This window comes from Aeropyrum camini SY1 = JCM 12091 (genome assembly GCF_000591035.1).
Classification (GTDB): Archaea; Thermoproteota; Thermoprotei_A; order Sulfolobales; family Acidilobaceae; genus Aeropyrum; species Aeropyrum camini.
Genome location: NC_022521.1, coordinates 1,180,198 through 1,197,278 on the forward strand (window position 1 = coordinate 1,180,198; position 17,081 = coordinate 1,197,278).

Sequence of the window (17,081 nt, forward strand, 5' to 3'; positions counted from 1 at the left end):
TCCCTCCCTCCGGGGACGCCGAACACGCTTATATCAGTCTTTTCACCATTACAAACGCGTCCTCGCCATCTCTGTAGTACCCTCTAATCCTCCTAACTTTTCTAAATCCGAACTTCTCGTAGAGCCTTATTGCAGGGGTGTTCGAAACTCTTACCTCGAGAAATATTGCGTCAACTTTATACACATTTTCCATTACATATATCGTCTCGCTCAACAGCATAGACCCTATCCCCCGCCCCCGGAATTTGGGTCTCACAGCTATGGACACCAGATGCCCCACCGGCCTTTCCTCGCTCAGCTGATTTCTAATCGCGTCCAGTATCTTCTCTATAACACTCTTATCCCCCTCGAGCTCATCCTTCATACCGAGAAGCACTGGATCAGAGGTGTGCTCCACCCTACTCATAGCGTAGCCTACTATCTCCCCCCTAATCTCAGCTACTAGGAACGCTTCCCCCCAGTTGTCAAGAATGTACTTGTAAAAGCCGTACCAGTAGTTCTCTGGGAGGCTCTCTAGATTTATCTCCATAACTACAGGTATATCCTGAGCCCTAGCCTTCCTTATTCTCACATCTCCCTGGCTCTCTTGGGCTTCTCGGTTCATCAACACCCTCTACCCTGAGATAGCGCCTTTTGCAGGTACTGCACCTCAGGATTATCATAGGAATACAGGGGGTTAAACCCCTAATAAGCCTCCCCTCAAATGTTTCAGCGGATATTGTATTAGTCTCGGAGTGGGGGGTGTGTGGGATGGAAGTAGTCTTCTATCCAGGCTCGGCCTCGGGCTCTGAGCTCGCTTTCAAGGTTTTCGAGGCGCTTAAAATAATCAGGAGTAACTACCTCCTCGAGATCTACATGAGGGTTGAGGGGGGTGTTGAGACGCTCTCATGTATATTCGACTGTGGACCCCCCTCTATAAAGGTAGGCCGCAAACGAATAAACCTGGAGGATGCATTGAGGACATCAGTAACACCGGAGGATCTAGCGGAGATTATTATGGAGGCAGTGTCTGCTGGCGGTGAAGATGCTAGCGAGGAGAGCCTAAGCCTCAGCACGCGAAACGACGTGCCAAGGGCTATGGGCTTAGCGGCATCCTGAAATCTTATTGTTGGCAGACTTCTATATCACGCTTCTTCAATATATATTCAATTATCCTGTCTATATCAGCCACTGCGGGGCTCTCGCCAAGCAGCTCTTCAACTTCCGCTAGCCTCTTCTTTACTAGACCATCGATTAGTATAGTAATCTCTATAGTCCTACCCTTAACCTCCCTACGGTAAACCAGCAGGAGCAGAGGATAGTATACAATCCTATATCCCTTCACCCCGCCGAAGGCTGACAGTATCTTAACTATATTGTGCATGCTAACACGGGGCGTCAGCGTGAAACCACAGCCCGGTCTGCCGACAGCCTTAAACCCCGCAAACTTGGACTCGAGGATCCTCTCTAGCTGAGCCGCCTCCAGGGGCGGCTCGGCCAGGGTAAATATGTCCATGCCTACGGGCTCGACGAGCCTCTTTTCAACTAGCACCTCTATAATGCTTTCTATATCAACATTGCCGCCGAACTCCTCCTTAAGCTCCGCTATGCTCGCCTCCCCAAGCTCGGCTATTCTCTTTAGAACCGCCACCGCCTCGTTGCTCAGCAGACCCAGCCCCTTCCACTCCCCCAGGATCCTTAGCCCCTCGTCATAGTGGATTGTGCTTCCTGTTATGCCGTCGAAGCATAGCACAGCTGTCGCATGCTCAAGAGCCTCCTCCACGAAATCAACCGTGTGGAAATCCACGTCGAAGCAGTAGAGCGGTATGAATGCTGTCGACGCGCCCACGAACTCCCCCTTCTTTATGATCCTCCCCCTATGTTTTTCAGCAAGCTTCGCGACATCCTCAACACTGACGTTAGGCCTATAGTATAGAGTCTCAACCCTCTCCGCCTCCACAGTACTTGCAGAAACCATAGCTTCAATCTCATCCCTGAACACAAAGTCTATAAAACCGAACTTGCCTGCAAGGCTCGCCGGTACGGACTGGTCGGAAATAATAACTACCGCCTTATCTATAACACCGTCTTTCCAAGCAGCATACGCCCTCCCAATACAAGAGTAGAAGTCGCCACCACAGTCTACGAGGAACCCTATCCTTATCCTGGTAACACCGACGTTAGCCTCCACTATGATATCCATAGCGTGCTCGTTCTCCTTTACAGTATAACCTTCTCCACTATAAAACTCCTTAATTACGCTTGCTACACGCGACGCAAAAGGCCTGTCAAGAGGGCCTCCAGACATCACCATCGCCTTCCCACACTATAGTCTACCGAATATTTACCCCTAGAAAATTACTGTGAAGCCCTAAGGCTTTATACCGCTATACACACCAGCCTCCAGAGCAGCCCGCGCTCCGCTCGTGGGCTGCGTATCCAATAGTGGCGGGGGGAGTAAGATTCGCCCCTGGAAACCTGAACACCCTTATAGTATTTCGACCAAAACAGATTGAGGCTGCCATCCAGGGTGCCGCACAATGGAGGGTTCAAAAACACAGCGAAAGGGGGATAGAGAAGGTTATAAGACGTTGATAACAGAGGGTTCCCTGTTCCGAGTCGCCACGATAGATGGCATGCTGCGATGCCCCCTCTGCGAGGCAATATTTTCCACTCCCCGAGACCTGGAGTACCACATCTCAGCCTACCATGCCTACACACTAGGTAGGAAAAGCAGGTGATCTTCAACCACTAAGCCAGATATACCCCCAGAAGCACTTCATTATTAAAACTATGGACGCCCCGCCGGTCTCACGTCCGCCGAGACCCCCAAAGGGGGGATGAAGATGAAGGCGGATCGGTAAGGCGGGGTACAAAGTAATCCTGGATTGAATTAACGTTACTTCTCTAAGCTTATGGCGAGAGCATAGCTAGCAGGCTAGAATCCGGTGTCTTGCCTAACTCCCCATATCATCCCCTCGAACTTTCACGTTACGCATTGGCGGTGGCTATCATGGAGCGGTAGAAACCCTGTTTAAACGGTCATCTAAAACATCATTCCTGTCCAAGTAAACCTGAGAGTATCGTGTTAACTGAATAATGATATAACTGCGTGAGATTTACTCTTCATCTAGATAGGGAAGTCCCTGGAGATGGGGAGTCCCTAGCCCGGGCACGCGCCGCAGGCCCACATTCCAGGGGCCGATGGGCTTGTCGAGCCGGATCCGACTGTTTCCTCCATATCCCCGTGGACTATAGTGGTTGTTGCTTGTCGGCCCCTGCCTACGTGCCGCCGGCCCGCCTGTGATACCTTTTCACTTCCTCCAGCGAGGGGGAGGCTGGAGGCGAGCGCTTGTGGCTACTGGTTTCATGGAGGAGTCTGACCCTTTCGACTTTGGACCTGTCCAACCCGGTTACCGTGGGGATTTCTTCCCATGGCACGTTAAGATCGAACCTGGCATAGAGTATAATATCAATCTCGTTGTACGATAGGCCAAGCTCTGCTTCCGCCTCATGACCCCTCCACAGCCTCGGGCTGCTGGGCTTGTAAGCTATATCCCTGGGCACGCCCATAAGCTCTGCGAGCTTCCTGACCTGAGACTTATATAGAACCGTCAGCGGTGCTATGTCGCATGCAGCATCACCGTACTTTGTGAAGTAGCCTATTAGATACTCGCTCCTATCGCCAGTGCCTAAAACAAGCTTACCCAGCTTGTTTGCATAATAATATAGTACGTTGGCGCGTATTCTAGCCCTAAGGTTTCCAACCGGGACTCTATCTTTCTCCTCATACTCGTAGATTGGTATGGTTGAAGTATACACCATAACTACGGGTGAGATGTCTATTACCGCATGTTCAACACCAAAACTCCTAGCAAGCCTCAGAGCGTCATTCACATCCTTCTCGGGAGTAACCTCGCGATCCGGCATTACAAGGGCTGTGACCCTATTGCTTCCTACGGCGTCTACGGCTAGGGCCAGTGCGAGGCTGGAGTCGACACCCCCGCTTATACCGACAACATAGCCCGAGGCTCCTGAGGCCTCGAGATATGCCTTGAGGAACTTTGTGAGAACATTTCTCACGCCATTGTAATCCATGTCAACGACATCGTCTATACTTACCTTATAGTTGACAGCCAAAACTATTCACACCAGACAAAGCATTCGGTGAGGGGAGCCATAAAATGATAATGAGAACACTAGCTCCAACGCCCTTACCAATTTCTATCTAGAAAGCAGCTTTGCTATTGTGTCGGCTATCGCCGCGGCGACAATCTCCTTGTGGAAAGAGCCTTTAAGCAGAGTCCTCCCACTCCTGTCAAGCATAAGAACCTCCAACTTGGGGCTGGCGAAGCCCACCCCCTCCACACCCACCCTGTTAGCTACCACCAGGTCAGCGTTATACTTCTCCAACTTCTCCATAGCAGGGCCGTGAAGACTATCCACACTTTCAACATACTCGGCGGCGAACGCTACTAGAACCCCTGGCTTCCTGGCTATACTATCCAAGACCTTGGGGGTTGGTTCGAGTTCGAGGACCAGCCTCTGGCCGCTCCTTATCTTACCCTCAAACTTGCCAGCCGGCCTGAAGTCTACCGGAGCGGCTGCGGCCACTACAGCGTCGTACTCCTTCATGCTAGTCAGCTCCTCTACAGCGGCCGCCATATCCTCTGTCGTGTTCACCCTCACAACTTTGAACAAGTGAGGTATTTCAACGCTTGCGTGCCCAGCCACTACATCGACCTCAGCCCCCCTAGCGTAGAGTTCTAGAGCCGCTTCCAGCCCCATCACACCGCTGCTAGGGTTTGATATGAATCTGACCCTGTCAAGCCACTCTCTAGTGGCTCCTAGAGTTACAAGCGCCCTAACCCCCTCAAGATCCCTAGAACCTCTCCTCGCCAGGGCGGCAGCTACTCTACCCACAGCATGGGTTTCAGGGTACTTAGCCACACCTTTCTCTAGTTTAGGCTCGACCACGAGCACCCCCTGGCTCCTGAGCTTAGCTACAACCTCCCTGGCCTGGGGACTATCGTACATGTTACCGTGCATAGCTGGCACTGCCACAACAGGTTTCCCGTAGCCCATAATAGATACAGCGGCTAGCGCCACTGGATTATCAGCAACACCGTAGGCTATTTTAGCCAGTGTGGAGAGAGTAGCTGGAGCCACCACCATGGCTGAGGCTTCCCTGGCTGTTGATATGTGCTCCACGCCTCCAGTGAATCCCGTGTATACAGGGCTTCCAGCGGCCCAGTGGAACATCTCCGGCGACACCAGCTTGGCCGCCTCCGGCGTCATGATAGTTATAACCCTAGCCCCCCTTCTCAACATCCAGCGCGCCAGGTCCAGCGACCTGTAGAGAGCAACGCTGGCCGTAACACCCAACACTATAGTCTTTCCTTTAAGGTAATCGTTAACCTCATACAGAATATCCATGGAGGGGTGGGCGAGGTCGCCGTCCAAGCTAGGGCCACCTCTGGGGTCTGGCGGTTTACAGCCTCTCCTCTATAAGCTCTATATCTTCCGGCTTGAGCCTCCACCCGAGCGACCCTAGTATCTCGTCGACATGCTCCATTCTCTCGGCCTTTGGTATGGCTATGAAGTTCGGCCGGGACACTATGAAGTTAAGCGCTACTTGAACAGGCGTTTTGCCATACTGCCTGCCTATCTTCGCCAGTAGCCTAACCTCGGCTACATGCCCCCTCTCCAGCGGCGAGTATGCCTCTAACAGTATAGAGTTCTCCACAGCCAGGGGTATGAGGTCCTCGGCACGCCTGTCAAGCACGCTGTACTTAACCTGGTTTACCACAATCTCATGCTTCTTAGTGGCGGCCAGAGCCTCCTCTAGCTGTTCCTTGGAGAAGTTGCTGACCCCTATATAGCGTGCTAGACCGGCCTCAGCTATGGCTTCTAGACTCCTTATCTGGTCTTTGATGGGAGTCTGAGGGTCGGGCCAGTGTATGAGGATTATATCTACATAGCCGACCCCCATCCTCTCGGCGCTGGCACGCGCCGCCTTCACAGCCTCATCAGGATCCCTAAACCTGAAGGGATAAAGCTTAGTCACGACGTAAACCCTATCCCTACCAACGCTCCTTAACACCCTGCCCACAAACCTCTCGGCCTCGCCAGCCCCGTACATCTCCGCCGTGTCTATATGGTTAATACCCCTTTCTATGGCGTAGACATAGGACTCCAGGGCCGACGAGTAGTCTCTAATAGCCCAGGTGCCAAGCCCCACTGCAGAGAGCCGCTCTTTAGTCTTACCGATTGGTTTGAAGTCATTGTAGTCAATAGGGAAAAGTGGCATGACCACAACCCCTAGTATATTTCGGGTCTCAGTGAACGGTTTTATCGGTAACAAGAATATAGAGTTAACTAGGTGGAGACCTCTTGAAGAAACTCGACCTTACAGACCCCCTCTCCGTGGCGCTTAAGATAGTAGAGTCGACTACCCGGCATAACACGTGGAGGCTCAAGGAGTCTATAAACCTTATAGCCTCGGAGAATATTATGAGCCTCACAGCGCTCAAGGCGTATATGAGCGACTTTATGTTCAGGTACGCGGAGGGCAAGCCCTTCAAGCGGTACTACCAGGGAGCCCGCTACATAGACGAGCTTGAGGTGCTAACCGGGGAGTTAATGGGAAGTATGATGGGCACTAACCTAGTAGAGCTGAGGCCCGTCAGCGGCACTATAGCCAATGCAAGCGTCTTCAGGGTCCTAGCGGAGCCTGGCGACAAGGCCGTGATAGCTCCTGTACAGGCCGGAGCCCATGTAAGCCACACAAAATTTGGAACTCTAGGCGCCCTAGGGATAGAGCAGGTTGCCATGCCCTACGACGAGGAGAACATGAATGTTGATGTTGACAAGGCTGTTAAGTTGATAGAAGAGGTTAGGCCGAGGTTCGCTGTGCTGGGAGGCAGTGTATATCTGTTCCCACATCCTGCTGAGGAGATAGCTAACGCCATACACAGCGTTGGAGGTAAGCTGGTCTACGACGCGGCCCACGTGCTGGGGCTAATAATGGGGGGTGCATGGCCCAATCCTCTCGAGAGGGGTGCTGACGCTGTTACAGGCTCAACACACAAAACCTTCCCAGGCCCCCAGGGAGGCGCTGTATTCTTCAGTGACGAGCAGCTCTACAAGAAGGTATCAAAAACAATCTTCCCCTGGTGGGTAAGCAATCATCACCTCCATAGGATACCAGCCACTGCCATAACTACAGTAGAGATGATACTCTACGGGAGAGAATACGCCTCCCAGATTACCAGCAACGCCAGAAAGCTGGCTGAAGCCTTAGCGGCCGAGGGGCTAAAGGTTATTGGAGAACACCTAGGATACACACGGAGCCACCAGGTCGTTGTAGACGTGAGAGACCTGGGGGGAGGTGCCAAGTGTGCCACGCTCCTTGAAGAGGCTAACATAATAGTGAACAAGAACCTCCTACCCTGGGATCCGCCCGAGGCTGTGAAAGACCCGAGCGGGATCAGGATAGGAGTGCAGGAGGTCACAAGGCTAGGTATGAAGCATGGGGAGATGGAGGAAATAGCAAGACTCATACGCAGGGTGCTCGTGGACAAGGAGGATCCAAAGAAGGTGGCAGAGCAGGTGAAAGAGTTCAGGAAGCAGTTCGTGAAAATACACTACAGCCTCGATGACAAAGACATTAGAATAGAGACCATAGCCGATATAATGAGCCTATCCCGGTAGGGCGGGCTTAAGCCTGCGGAAACGGGGAAAAACGTTGTTGCCCTACATTAGTACCGGGGGCTGCGCCGACCCGTGGGACCAGACCCGCAGACGGGTTAGGGGGTGACCACGGGTACTTAGCCCCCGACAACCCTAGCAGTATAGCCAGCCAGAGTTGTAGGTGATACTGGTTAATCATTAATCGGTGAGACTCTTTTCTAAAAATTCATGCTAGGGTACCGTCCCAGCATCTCTAGACGGGTTACAGCGGCAGATTCTAATATAGAGTCTATGTCGAGTATTCCTATCATGGTGCTCCTCTATGGTTGAATTTGTCTTCCCCCGCAGGATAGTGTATAGAGAGGACCTCCCCAGAGCTCTTGAAACTCTCTTAGGCGATAGGGGAGTTAAGCGTGTCCTAATTGTGACTGATGTTGTCATCGCTGGTATGGACTGGTTCAAGGAGGCTATAGAGCACATCGCTAGTATTGGGATTAAAGCTTGTGTCTTTGACGCGGTCGAGCCGGAGCCTGGGTTTGAGGTGGGAGACGCTATAGCTTCGGAGGCTAGGAGGTGCCGGGCTGAGGCCATAATAGCTGTTGGCGGGGGTAGTGTTATAGATGCGGCTAAAGCCGGGTTTGTAAAGACCGCTAGGCCTGATGCGAGCTTAGACGGCCTGGCTCCCTTCGAGCATCTTGGCCTCGAAGACTCAGGCGTAATTTTAGTGGCTGTCCCAACTACCAGCGGCACAGGCAGCGACGCAAGCTACGGTATTGTACTCACAAGGATTGCTGAGGGACGCAGAGAGAAGGTCGCCGTCGGCAGCTACGAGGTGGTGCCCTACGCATCAATACTCGACCCTTCCATAACGCTAGGCATGCCCAAGAAGCTATCCGTGGGCACTGGGGTTGACGCTCTGGCGCATAGCGTAGAAGCCCTGGTGTCTACAAACGCCAACCCACTGTCAGACGCGCTTGCGGTGAAGACTGTCGAGATTGTTTTTAGGAGGCTACCGGAGGTCGTTGAGAACCCGGGGAACTACGAGGCCAGGGCTGAGATGCATCTCGCAGCCACTATGGCTGGTATGGCTTTCACAAACTCCGGCCTCGGCCTTGCCCACGCAATAGCCCACCCACTTGGAGCCAGGCTTGGGACTCACCATGGGGCTACAGTCGGCATGGTGCTTCCACATGTAGTCAGGTTTAACGAGTCGAGGAGTGTATATGCGGGGGATAAGTATGGACAGTTGAAGCTTATACTCGAGTCTCTCCTAGGTCTAGAGCCTAGGGATAGCCTGGCCGACCATATAGAGGACCTCTACGCGAAAGTGGGACAGCCCGCGAGGGTTAGGGAGCTTGTGGATCTTGGGAGAGAAGAATATGTTGCCCTAGCTGATGAGATAGCTGAAGAGGCTTTCAGGGATCCCGAGCTCGCCTTCAACCCTGTCATGCCCACCCTGGAAGAAGTAAAAACTCTGCTATACAACATGTACTAGTAGTGACGCCAGCTTCTCGGACGGCTCTCGGGGGTAGTCGGGGTGGCTGGGCCTAGTTTTCCAAGCAGGGAGTGGGCGGAAGAGTTTTGCAAGGCGTTAGACTCCTCGGAGAAATATAGGAGTGCAGCCAGAGGCTGGAAGCATCCTATACTCTTCAAAATAAGCGACATGGGCCCTGGGTTTATACTAGACCTCAAGGATGGCAGGTGTCTCGGAGTCGAGTGGTTCGACGACGCTAGCAGGGCCGATGCTCCCGTGATAATCTCTGGTAAGCTGAGCGACTGGCTCGACGTGATAAACGGAAAGGTTAACCCATTAACTGCGCTTCTATCAAGGAGGCTGAGGATAGAGAAGGGAGACCTCTCCCTAATACTCCGCTATTCAGCAGCCGCCATAGCCATGGTCTCCGTGGCGCAGAGTGTGGGCGTAGCCAGCCAGTAACCCCGCCCCTTGTAGAAACGCACTAGCCAGAGGGTCGCAGGCCTAAAGCCTCATCACAGGCTCAGTAGAGGCCGAGACCTGCCCGCTCATCCCGGATTGTAAAATAGTTTACATTCAAAAAATATAGTACTGTCCAAAGCCGTTTGTCCCCCACCGCTCCATCTTGTTTAAACCGGTGGGGGCAGAAACATTAGACTGTAACTCTCTGTATCAAAACATGTCTTTCTATGCCACGTAGGGCTATCAGGTAGGCTGATGTTGAATGCCTATCTAAGCCATACCTCCTCATTATTATGTCATGTTCTCTGGAATGAGTTGTCCCTTTAGGGTTCACATATTCAACCTCAATACTGTACATAGGTGCTTTCATAACTATTCTATCAACTACTCTAGTGTTATGTTTCTACATGGATGCTCCCCCTCACTCTGCTGAAATAATAGCCAGTTCCCGAACTCTACTTCGTTAAATGGTACATTCAGCGCCTGAGCGGATTCATAGATAGAGTAGACTAGGGTGATAGCTCCATCAACATATCTACGATTAGGCAGTATTTTCTGCAAACGCCTCCTATACATTCTCTTCAAAGCTATGAGCGATGTTATTAGAGTCTTCTCCTCTAGGATAAGCTCGTGTAGATGAAGAACGGCGCGTCTAAACAAACAGGCAGTAGCCAATAGCAGTCTAGCTCCACTACAACATGCATCAAACGGTAACCTTAGCGCAAGACACATTTCACTCAAGGGGCTTAAGCCCCATAAAACTTAAAGTTTAATGAATGTGTTGGTGCCCCTCGGATGGGTGAGGGGAGCACAGCTCCCATAGCTTGCCCAAGGGAGACCATGATGACCCCACCCATGCCTAATACAGTGATATAGTTTCATAACCTGATATATGATAACACGGCTCGGGTGAACGGCTACCAGCCTCCCACAACCCTTACCTGAGGGTTATGAGGGATGAAGCTGTGGAGGCCAAAGGCATAGGCATCCCATCCACACCAGGCCCCTCTTGGGGGCTCGAGGCACGGCCTCCAACGCCCCCGAAGAACGCTGCAGCCCACAACACTTAAACGTCTCTGCCCCTGTCACCGCAGAGCCTCGAAACAAAACCCCTAACAGCAGCGAGGCTTCCCCTAAGCGAGCTACCTATAGCGTCGTTCTCATCCAGGCTGATAATCCTAGCGTTCACCAGCCTCTCCACCTCGCACGCTTCACTCGACGCGGATATGTATCTCCCCTCCTCAAGCTTCTCGGCTATGCTCTTCAAACCCTCCCTTATATAGGCGAAGGTGAATATCCACTTGTTAACCTGCCCTGAATACTGGTCGCCCAGTCTTCGCTTGAGCTTCTCAAGCTTCAATATGACGTCTTCCACCACATCAATCAAAGCCTCAACCTCTACAGGAGTAATCCCAGCCACTACCGCCGGCACCTCCTCCAGCCGAGGGCGCCTACAAGGGGCCGGTGCTGAAGGCTATCCTCGTAAATAACGATTCCACAAGCTCAGGCTAATAATGTGGAAGGGAGGGCTAGGCTTGGGTATATGCTAAAAACTCCGGGAAACAGGCTGAATTATCTACCCCCCAGCGGGACGCCTGGCTACATTAGGAGGAAAACCTGGTTCACAAGGTCCTGGAAGTCCCTCGGCAATACTTTCTTCCTGCGGGTGTACGTGTCGTAGGCGTTCTCGAGGAACTTTATGAAGATCGGACAGTTCTCATACCTACCCTCCCTATCGCACTTGCCAAGCCCCCCAACAACAGTGGGGTAGAGGAGGCACTGGCCCGTCTTCTTGTCGAAGTATGGGCAGAGCTTATGATACCTCCTAGCACTCTTAATCATCTTCACAACCCACTGTTTCTTAGGAGACTCCTCGCCCTTCTCAACACCCTCGAACTCCTCCTGCCCAGTACCAGCCCCGTTCGACATATATACTCCACCCCCAGGCCCTACTCGTCTAAATATTCTGTTTTCCAATCGAAATATCAATTATTTGTTTATACCTATCCTCAAAAATAGAGTGTTAAGCCCCGCTGGACACGCCCGGCTGCCGCTGGCGGGTCTACAGGGCTAGCAGCAGTATAGAGGAGACTAGCATAACCACCCACCAAGTGGGGGTTACCCTGAATATCCTGCTACCATCCAGTGGGGGCACCGGTAGCAGGTTGAAGAAGGCGAACCAAGCGTTAAGGTCCAAAATCGCCCTCAGGTAGGCTGCCATATAGGCTGGTGAGAACTGAAGAATGATAGCGGCGCCGAGGGCTATGGCTATATTGACCGCCGGCCCCGCCGCCACAGAATATAGGAAGCCCTTAGGGTGCGTCCAGCCAGTGTGTATGCTCCTCACATAGCCAGGCGCAAGCACTATTATAAAGGGCACGAGCCCCGAGAGAAACGTTATCAGCAGGCCTGGCCCGTAGGCTATGAACTCTGACTTCATGCCCATTCTTATCGCCACCAGCTTGTGGGCAGCCTCGTGGAGCACGAAGCCCAGGAACACGGCTACAAAGTCTGGCGAGACGAAGAACCGAGGGTTCAGAATATCCCAGCTACCCCACGCAAAGGCTACTGCAGCCAGCCCGAGTACCCATGAAAGGGGCTCTTCAATCTCGATGCTGAGCATCCTGTCAAAACTCCTAAAGCCGCCATAACCCAAGTCCTAGCCACCTCCACAGCCGTGATGCACAAACACGAAATATCCAGCTCCAAAACATCCAGGGGCCAGCAGACATATCTGGAGTTTATGCTGCAAGACGCTGCTACGCCCGCTCCTCTCCGGCCCTCTATCCCTTGTCTGCAGCGGGTTTATTATGGTGTCACTATAGTGCCGGCCTCTAGAGTGAGGACCCGGCGGGCCTCTTCCAGGCTCCCGATGACGGCCGGCTTCCCAGTAGACTCGACGAAGCTTATGGCGGCCTCGACTTTGGGTCCCATACTCCCCGGTGGAAAGTGGCCCTCGCTATGATACCTCTTCAGCTCATGCACCCTCACCCTTCTAAGCCACCTCACGTCTTCCCGGCCATAGTTCACGGCGACTCCGGGCACATCCGTCAATATGGCTAGCAGATCGGCGTTGATCTGGGTCGCGAGCAGGCTGGAGGCCAGGTCCTTGTCCACAACTGCTTCAACCGGCGCCAGGGAACCTCCAGGCCCCTTCACCACCGGTATACCGCCTCCACCCAGAGCCACCACCGTCGGAGACTCTGCGCTGGCTTTGGCGATAAGGTTTATGTCGACTATTGACAGCGGCTTGGGGCTGGGCACTACTCTCCTGAAGCCGCCTCGCGGGTCCTTCTTAAACACCCAGCCATACATCCTAGAGAGTTCCTCGGCCTCCTCCCTGCTGTAGATAGGGCCTACGGGTTTGGAGGGGTTTTTGAAGGAGGGGTCGCCTGCATCGACCAGTACCCTAGAGATCACCACCGGCACCAGCGCTTCCATACCCCTCGCTCTTAGCTCTTCCTCGAGAGAGTGTTTAAGCAGAAACCCTATCCATGCCTGCGTCATGGCTGTTGCTATGTAGAGGGGTTGCCTGGGCTTCTCGGGTGGGAGAGCCTCGAAAGCCTCTGACAGGTAACCAACCTGGGGCCCGTTACCGTGCGTTATGATAGCCTGCCACCCGCTAGAAAGGGTGTCTGCTATTATTGAAGAGGCCCTCTTAACCGCTGACCTCTGGCCCTCCACGCTCACATCCATTCCGGGGCCGGCTATGGCGTTGCCACCCAGGGCTATAACAGCCAGGTTACCTCCGCCCACAGAGGCCCACCTATCTTGGAGCCCCTCTGCTATCTCGCGGGCAGTCTATCCTTCACCCTCTCCAGGAACATATCGACTAGCTCCTCTAGAGTGGGTCCCTCCACTATCTTAACCGCGAATCTAACCTTAACGACGGGCTTGTTAAGGTTCAGCAGTCTCTCCAGGTCTATGGGCGTGCCCGAAACTATAACGTCTGCAGGCACGCTGTTGAGAGTCTCCTCTAGATCCCTGAGCTGGCTCGGGGTATAGCCTGTGCTCGGCACGACGGGGCCCATGTGGGGGTACTCATTGTACATCTCTGCTATAACCCCCTTAGCGTAGGGGCGGGGGTCTACTATCTCGGCTGCAGAGTACTTTTCCGCCGCAACGTATCCGGCGCCGTAGGGGGCCCCGCCGTGGGTGACTGTGGGGGAGTCCTCCACCACTACAACCCTCTTCCCGCTTATCAAGTCAGGATTGTCGACCTCCACCTCGCTCACAGCCTTTGATATGAGAGCCTTAGGGTTAACGCTCCTTATGTTCTCCTCAACCCTCCGGACACTCTCCTCAGGGGCTCTGTCGACCTTGTTTATTATAACCGCGTCTGCAAGCCTTACGTTAACCTCTCCAGGGAAACTCCCAACCTCCTGGCCTGGTCTCAGGGCGTCGGCGACAGTTATCATGAAGTCGGGCTTGAAGAAGGGTAGGTCGTTGTTGCCCCCGTCCCACAGTATTATGTCGGACTCTTTCTCCACCTCCCTAAGTACGGCGCCGTAATCTACGCCAGCGTAGACCGTGAAGCCCATCTTAATGTAAGCCTCATACTCCTCCCTCTCCTCAACAGTAACACCGTACCTATCGAGGTCCTCCAGCGACTCGAACCTCTGAACAGCTATATCAGGGGTTATGGCAACATATACCATGGGGTGTCTCACGGGCACTATGCGATAGCCCCTCTCCCTAGCAATCCTGGCTATAGCCCTGGAGACACTGCTCTTCCCAGCCCCGGTCCTCACGGCAGTCACGGCTATAACGGGCTTAGACGTGAGAAGCATAGTCTCCCGGGGTCCGATGATCTTGAAGCTAGCCCCCGCGGATAGCACCCTGCTTGCTATCCTACCCACATCCTCATAGCTCAGATCGCTGTAGGCCAGTACAGCCAGGTCTACAGCCTGGTCTCTAATAATCTCCTCCAGATCATCCTCTGGGAGGATCGGTATGCCGGAGGGGTAGAGGCTGCCAGCAAGCTCCGGCGGGTATCGCCTCCCAGCAACCCCGGGGATCTGGGCGGCTGTGAATGCGACGACCCTGTATGAAGGGTTGTCCCTGAACATAACGTTGAAGTTGTGGAAGTCCCTCCCACCAGCTCCTAGTATGACAACCCTAGTGGGCGAGCCGGGCATCGTAAACACCAGCCTGGAGTTTTGATACAACAGTATCCAAGCTCTTATATTCTAGAAACAGTTGTAACAGTAACAGTTACACAAGTGTCCAAGTCGCACGCCTGGGAGTTCTAGGTCAAGCCCAAGTAATTTAAGAACCCGCCTTGAACCCGATTCCCAGATTAGGTGCGGAGATTGAGCACAACCCCTCGGAGCCTTCTCAGCAGGTTGGAGCGCCGTACAGCAGAGCTTATGCCCCTCATAGCATCCCTGGTAATAGGCGTTCTAGGCGGAGTAGGGCTCCTAGCCAGGGTTTCCCCGTCGCTAGAGGTTGTAACTAGCCCGGGCACGGGGGATGGATGGAGGCTTGTGGCGGCGGCCCGCGGTGTAGAGGAGTTCAGCAACGCCGCCCTCCCAGAGCTGGTATCCATGCTTGAGCCCCTCGTCGAGGCTAAACTCCTCGCCTCCCTGCTGCCGCCCATCCTCTGGCTGGCCGGCCTTATACCCGTGGCCTACGTGGGTTATGTGGCCGCGGGTAGGAGCCCCGTCGGCGCTATACTAGCCTCGATACTGTACACCCTATCCCCCACCATATATGCCGTGACCGTCGCTGGCCGGCTATACGATGGGACCCTCGCAATGCTGGGGCTCTCCCTCGCCCTCACAGCCGTTGCACTAGCTATCCAGGGTAGGGCTGTTGCATCAGGCGCCACAGCCCTAGCAGCGGGCCTTGTATGGCCAGCTAACGGATACTCGGCCGCCGCCACCGCGGCTCTTCTTACCGCAACAGCAGTATCCCGCGATGCTAGAGCTGCTAGGGGGACGTTTGCCGCGGCGGGAGGCCTCCTCGTAGGCGGCCTCCTCTCCGGAAGTCTCTGGGAGTACGGCCTAACATTCGACTTGGCAATGCTTATCCTGGCGGCTCTTGTAACGGCCGCGGCCGCAGCAGGGTTAGCCAAGCCCCCCATGGGGTTCTGGGCCTCTACAGCAGCCATCACAATGTCTATCTTCGCCCTCCTGGCAGGAGTTGCTGGAGCGCCTCCAGAGGTTGAGGCCGCTTTGAATCTAGCCCCCCCGGCGGCCGACACCATACTAGGTGCGACGGCCAGTCCGGCTAGTCTTGAAGGGCTTCTCAGGGAGTCCGCGCTCTGGACAGTCCTCGCAGCCGCCGGAATGTTATACGTTGCCTACAGACTCTACTCCTCGGGCGTTCTCGGCGGCGAGGAGGTCCTGGCTGTTTCGCTTCTGGCATCGCTGGCGGCAGCCGTCATCTACTCCCGCTTCAACAGCGAGATGGCCCCCCAGGCGGTGGTGGCCCTAGCCGCCCTCTCCGCCTATGCTGTAAACGCTCTAAAACGCGTCGGGCTCTCGAGCAGGGAGGATGAGATGGGGAGAGTAATAATACTCTCGCTTCTCATAGCGCTTATACTCTCCACCGCATACCTAGGCCATAGCGTTTACGCCGCGTTCCAGAGCTACCAGCCGACTTCGCTAAGCATAACAACCAGCGCCCCGAGCCCATGGCCCCCAGTAATCGAGGCCCTCAACAGCTCGGGGGGCGGTGCAACAGTAATAGCCAACCCTATCTACAGGCCCCTCATAGAATCGGGTGCTAACGTCCGCTTCGTAGATAGTGCGTTCGACGTCGCGAGAGTTCTGGCTGGAACGGAGGGTGGGGCTAACTATATTCTGAGGGACGTCCTATCCCTGGAGCCGGGTAGCGTGTACATAGTGGTGTTCGAGGGGTTCCTGGGTATTTACGACATCAACAACAACCTGCTTGCCCTTTACCCGAGGCCGGTGGCGCAGTCCTTCCAAGAGGCGGGGGTATACTTCATAGTTAACGGAGTCTACGACATGAACAGCCTCTTCACCCTTCTAAAGGCTGGCGAGATGGTTGACGAGAGCGTTGCCTCGCCCTTCCAGACGCCATGGGCCTCGAGAATAGTGTCCCCGGGGCTCAGAGTCGAAATGTTCCCAGGCCTCACAGGCGAGCCAGCGGAGAACGTTCAAAGGGTACAGAAAACACTCCTGGTCAAGCTGCTTGCGGACGCGGTCTCCAGGCTAGGGGGAGAGGAGACAGTGTTCGGCAGCGGCTGCGGATTCATAGCCGGAACACCCTCACCCCTACTAGCAGTGTTCACTCCAACTCCAACAGGGGGAGGCCAGCTCCAGCCAGTCTTCACAGCGGAGCGCCCCTACTCCTTCACCCCCAAGGTCATCTCCATGGTGTGCCCCCAGATACTATCCGAGACGGCCGAAAGGATAGAGTTCTACGCTGAAATAGCGGCTGTTTATGTATGGACCGGCTAGGGCTCCAGGGGAGAGGTATTACACGTTTTAACCTCGACACAACA

Annotated in this window: 16 protein-coding genes; 6 read left to right on the plus strand and 10 right to left on the minus strand. The window is 54.1% G+C overall.

The window, feature by feature from the left end; all coding sequences use genetic code 11:
* Window positions 1–28: 28 nt before the first annotated feature.
* On the minus strand, window positions 29–604 hold the full coding sequence (gene rimI, locus ACAM_RS06195) for a ribosomal protein S18-alanine N-acetyltransferase (RefSeq protein ID WP_022541961.1): 576 nt from the start codon (window positions 602–604) through the stop codon (window positions 29–31).
* Window positions 605–750: 146 nt separating this feature from the next.
* Here rimI and ACAM_RS06200 point away from each other — a divergent pair, with 146 nt between their 5' ends.
* A complete protein-coding gene (locus tag ACAM_RS06200; RefSeq protein ID WP_022541962.1) occupies window positions 751–1,098 on the plus strand; it encodes a hypothetical protein in 348 nt (115 codons plus the stop codon).
* 4 nt (window positions 1,099–1,102) lie between these two features.
* Here the strand turns inward: ACAM_RS06200 and ACAM_RS06205 are convergent, their stop codons facing one another.
* Complete coding sequence (locus tag ACAM_RS06205) at window positions 1,103–2,287, minus strand: hypothetical protein (RefSeq protein ID WP_148706452.1); 1,185 nt, start codon at window positions 2,285–2,287, stop codon at window positions 1,103–1,105.
* Window positions 2,288–2,570: 283 nt separating this feature from the next.
* Here ACAM_RS06205 and ACAM_RS08365 point away from each other — a divergent pair, with 283 nt between their 5' ends.
* A complete protein-coding gene (locus tag ACAM_RS08365; protein ID WP_156315864.1) occupies window positions 2,571–2,720 on the plus strand; it encodes a hypothetical protein in 150 nt (49 codons plus the stop codon).
* A gap of 541 nt (window positions 2,721–3,261) precedes the next feature.
* Here the strand turns inward: ACAM_RS08365 and ACAM_RS06210 are convergent.
* The 3 genes from ACAM_RS06210 to ACAM_RS06220 all read right to left on the minus strand — a co-directional run bounded on the left by ACAM_RS06210 (window position 3,262) and on the right by ACAM_RS06220 (window position 6,289).
* Window positions 3,262–4,119: an NAD+ synthase gene (locus tag ACAM_RS06210; protein ID WP_022541965.1), complete on the minus strand. Its 858-nt coding sequence runs from the start codon at window positions 4,117–4,119 to the stop codon at window positions 3,262–3,264.
* 84 nt (window positions 4,120–4,203) lie between these two features.
* Window positions 4,204–5,442 (minus strand): bifunctional phosphopantothenoylcysteine decarboxylase/phosphopantothenate--cysteine ligase CoaBC, encoded by a 1,239-nt coding sequence (gene coaBC / locus ACAM_RS06215; RefSeq protein WP_022541966.1) that lies wholly within the window; start codon window positions 5,440–5,442, stop codon window positions 4,204–4,206.
* 28 nt (window positions 5,443–5,470) lie between these two features.
* Window positions 5,471–6,289, minus strand: a complete 819-nt coding sequence (locus ACAM_RS06220) for an aldo/keto reductase (RefSeq protein ID WP_022541967.1) — start codon at window positions 6,287–6,289, stop codon at window positions 5,471–5,473.
* Between the two features lie 83 nt (window positions 6,290–6,372).
* Between ACAM_RS06220 and glyA the strand changes: the two genes are divergently transcribed.
* The 3 genes from glyA (at window position 6,373) to ACAM_RS06235 (ending at window position 9,607) form a co-directional block, all read left to right on the plus strand.
* Complete coding sequence (glyA, locus tag ACAM_RS06225; protein WP_022541968.1) at window positions 6,373–7,692, plus strand: serine hydroxymethyltransferase; 1,320 nt, start codon at window positions 6,373–6,375, stop codon at window positions 7,690–7,692.
* A 301-nt stretch (window positions 7,693–7,993) separates the two neighbouring features.
* Window positions 7,994–9,166, plus strand: a complete 1,173-nt coding sequence (locus ACAM_RS06230) for an iron-containing alcohol dehydrogenase (protein WP_022541969.1) — start codon at window positions 7,994–7,996, stop codon at window positions 9,164–9,166.
* A gap of 42 nt (window positions 9,167–9,208) precedes the next feature.
* Window positions 9,209–9,607 carry an SCP2 sterol-binding domain-containing protein gene (locus ACAM_RS06235; RefSeq protein ID WP_022541970.1) on the plus strand — a complete coding sequence of 133 codons (399 nt, stop codon included), beginning with the start codon at window positions 9,209–9,211 and terminating at the stop codon, window positions 9,605–9,607.
* Between the two features lie 1,066 nt (window positions 9,608–10,673).
* Here the strand turns inward: ACAM_RS06235 and ACAM_RS06245 are convergent.
* From ACAM_RS06245 to ACAM_RS06265, 5 genes are all read right to left on the minus strand, one after another.
* On the minus strand, window positions 10,674–11,027 hold the full coding sequence (locus tag ACAM_RS06245; protein ID WP_022541972.1) for a hypothetical protein: 354 nt from the start codon (window positions 11,025–11,027) through the stop codon (window positions 10,674–10,676).
* Window positions 11,028–11,206: 179 nt separating this feature from the next.
* Entirely contained in the window at window positions 11,207–11,536 is a 330-nt protein-coding gene (locus ACAM_RS06250; protein ID WP_022541973.1) for a hypothetical protein, read from the minus strand.
* A 133-nt stretch (window positions 11,537–11,669) separates the two neighbouring features.
* Window positions 11,670–12,263, minus strand: coding sequence for a zinc metalloprotease (locus ACAM_RS06255; RefSeq protein ID WP_022541974.1), 594 nt, complete (start codon window positions 12,261–12,263; stop codon window positions 11,670–11,672).
* Between the two features lie 152 nt (window positions 12,264–12,415).
* Window positions 12,416–13,363 carry a carbamate kinase gene (locus ACAM_RS06260; RefSeq protein WP_022541975.1) on the minus strand — a complete coding sequence of 316 codons (948 nt, stop codon included), beginning with the start codon at window positions 13,361–13,363 and terminating at the stop codon, window positions 12,416–12,418.
* Between the two features lie 29 nt (window positions 13,364–13,392).
* Window positions 13,393–14,745, minus strand: coding sequence for a cyclic 2,3-diphosphoglycerate synthase (locus ACAM_RS06265; protein ID WP_022541976.1), 1,353 nt, complete (start codon window positions 14,743–14,745; stop codon window positions 13,393–13,395).
* Window positions 14,746–14,919: 174 nt separating this feature from the next.
* On the opposite strand from ACAM_RS06265, the gene ACAM_RS06270 reads away from it, so the two are divergent.
* Complete coding sequence (locus ACAM_RS06270) at window positions 14,920–17,037, plus strand: hypothetical protein (protein WP_062662639.1); 2,118 nt, start codon at window positions 14,920–14,922, stop codon at window positions 17,035–17,037.
* Window positions 17,038–17,081 lie beyond the last annotated feature (44 nt).